3 protein-coding genes are annotated in these 2,567 nt (G+C 46.1%); 1 reads left to right on the top strand and 2 read right to left on the bottom strand.

Annotation, left to right across the window (positions count from 1 at the left end):
- Positions 1–321 precede the first annotated feature (321 nt).
- Positions 322–837: an IS200/IS605 family transposase gene (gene tnpA, locus F6K51_RS36045; RefSeq protein ID WP_081431036.1), complete on the bottom strand. Its 516-nt coding sequence runs from the start codon at positions 835–837 to the stop codon at positions 322–324.
- Here tnpA and F6K51_RS36040 point away from each other — a divergent pair.
- Positions 805–2,244, top strand: a complete 1,440-nt coding sequence (locus F6K51_RS36040; RefSeq protein WP_293030661.1) for a transposase — start codon at positions 805–807, stop codon at positions 2,242–2,244. The two genes, tnpA and F6K51_RS36040, sit on opposite strands and share 33 nt — an antisense overlap.
- Positions 2,245–2,431: 187 nt before the next feature.
- On the opposite strand, the gene F6K51_RS36035 is transcribed toward F6K51_RS36040, so the two are convergent.
- Positions 2,432–2,567, bottom strand: a 136-nt coding sequence (locus F6K51_RS36035) for a DegT/DnrJ/EryC1/StrS family aminotransferase (protein WP_293030664.1), incomplete at its 5' end; no start/stop codon positions are given.

Here is a 2,567-nt window from a genome sequence, read left to right as displayed (position 1 = left end):
TCCTAGAGCCACAATGGTCAAGTCGCTGCCATATTCCTGGGCGGCTTTGAGCAATACATCAACAGCATCTTCTGAAGAAGGCTCCATGGTAAGTTGGGGATACTTGGGCTGCCATCAGCATTTTTGAACTGATGCAATTCTCCCAGTCCATCGGAGCCATGAATGCCTGCAGCATTGAAAGGAGGACGAACCAGAGGTTTTTCACAGCCTTTTGCCACTAGGGGAGGCTGGTTTGGTTGAACAAAATGTTGAGCGCAGTCCCCACCTAGAATCTTTGATTTAGGTGGGGTTAGCGAAACCAATAAACAAAGCGCAGCATCCTTATTCTGGCTTTTCCTGATTCTGGACATATGCAATCAGCTTTTGTAATGGAGCTTGTGTTCCTACTGAAATCAAAGCATAGCTGCCACCCCAGAACATCGGTTTTTCTGACCAGTAAAAACGTTTTAGATGAGCTGCATACTCTTTCCGCATTAGTCGAGAGGAAACAGTTTTGAGGTTATTTACTAGCTTTGACAAGTCAATACTGGGGATAGCTTCAAACAAAACGTGGACGTGATTACTCTCCCCCCCAAATTCAATCAGTTCACAATCCCATTTTGCTAGGGTAGCCCTAAAAATGTCTTCCAAGCGTTCGAGCATCTCCCCTGTTAGGGAATTGTTTCTGAACTTAGTCACTAGTACCAAGTGATAGAGCAACCGAAATGCCGAGTTGGAGCGAGTCTTGAGTCTCCTGAAATCCATAGAGCGGTATCGGCAACTAAATTGACAACTAAATCTTAGCAAGTTAAAATATATTTGGTATTGGTTAAGTCTTTCTCCATGAGCCGGAAGCAAGCTAAAAAGCGAACTAAGCGCAAAAAGTGGCAGTCAGCGTCGTTGATCAGAACTGATGTCTGGTCGCTGTCTTTGACTCGCCATCAGCGTAATTTAGCTATTCTGACGGTGGAAGAGTACCGCCATTTCCTAAAACCTTTGGTACTAATCGCCTATTGGAATTGGTCTGCCCTGTTGGGGTTAACTGCCAAAGAACGGGTGAACACCCTGGAGAAGTTGGTTCACCAGACCGCAGATAATCCCAATCCTAAATATGGTTGGTACTTCAAAAAAGCCATCAATAACCATCCATCGTTTCGCAAGTTTCCCAGCTACCTAAGACGGGCTGCCATCCAAGACGCATTAGGGATTGTTAGCAGCTTTGTGACTCGCTGGCAGGATTGGAAACGAGGCAACAGAAAGCACCGACACGACAAGTCCCCTAAGCTTACTGCCTTCTGTAACAGCTACCCAGCTTTGTACAAAGGTCAACAAATTCGCTATAACGCTAATTTTAACGCTGTAGACCTCAAGGTTTGGAACGGTAAGGATTGGGTATGGCTATTGGCTATTCCTGTTCGTTCGTCGGGAAAAAGCCGCCATCTAGGTCAAGACAACAAACTGATGTCCCCTTCCTTAATTGCTAACGGCCGCAGCGTTCATCTGTCGATGCCCGTCGAGATCGCAATTAAGGAACTGCCGGAATCTGATTGGGTTTGTGCGGTAGACCTAGGAATTAACACCACAGCGACCTGCTCTATCGTTAGTCGGGACGGTACTGTAAAAGCGAGGAAATTTATTTCCCCCGCCAGAGACATAGACCGCCGTGACCAACGCAAGCAGCGTATTGCCACTAAGTCCAAGCAAACCCGTAAGATAACCAAAAGGAATTTGCCTCAAGGGTTCTGCAAGGGATTGTATCGCAAGTCCAAACAGATCAACGAACACATTGCTCAAGTCGTATCCAAAGCTGTAATAGACTTTGGAATCGCTCATCAAGTGAGGGTGATTGTGTTTGAGGACTTGTCAAACTGGAAGGCAAAAGGGGGTAAGCACGGCTCTCTCCAAAAGCAACGATTCCACCAATGGTGTAAAGACCGGATTGTGGAACTTGCCATCCAGAAATTTAGCGAGTTAGGCGGGAACGTCGTCAAGGTTAACGCTAAATACACCAGTGCTTATGGGTTTGATGGGTCTGGCTTAATTTCCCGCAGCAACAAAAAGTATTCCCTCGCCAGATTCAAGAACGGCAAGCGCTATAACGCCGACTTATCTGCGTCTTACAACATCGGCGCTAGATATTGGTATGCCGTGCTCACTAACGCGAAATTTACTAGGGTCTGGGAAGGCAGAAGTTCCTCCCACACGCTGAGAACGCCAGTGACGCTCAGTAGTTTATGGAAGCTATCTGAGTCCAACCTAGCATAAGAATCCCCAGCTAGAATTTTTAATTTAGCTGGGGTGCGTTCAAAACTACTCCTCTAACCTTCAACCTGTTAACCTACCCTACGAGAACGCCAAGGGCGAACAACCTGTTAACTTTCAACCTTCAACCTTCAAGCTATTAACCTTCAAGCTATTAACCTTCAACCTTCAACCTTCAACCAGTTAACCTTCAAACTAAACAGTCCTTCAATCCATAAACTACCTGTTGCTGTTCCTCAACGGTAAGTTCTGGGAACATTGGCAGGGACAATACTTCATTACAGACTTGCTCAGCAACTGGAAACTGACCGATGTGATAGCCTAAG

Origin of the sequence: Moorena sp. SIO3I8 (assembly GCF_010692325.1) — a bacterium.
In the GTDB taxonomy this organism is placed as follows: Bacteria; Cyanobacteriota; Cyanobacteriia; order Cyanobacteriales; family Coleofasciculaceae; genus Moorena.
The sequence above is the reverse complement of the archived record's forward strand: the minus strand, read 5'-3'. Positions and strand labels throughout refer to the sequence as shown.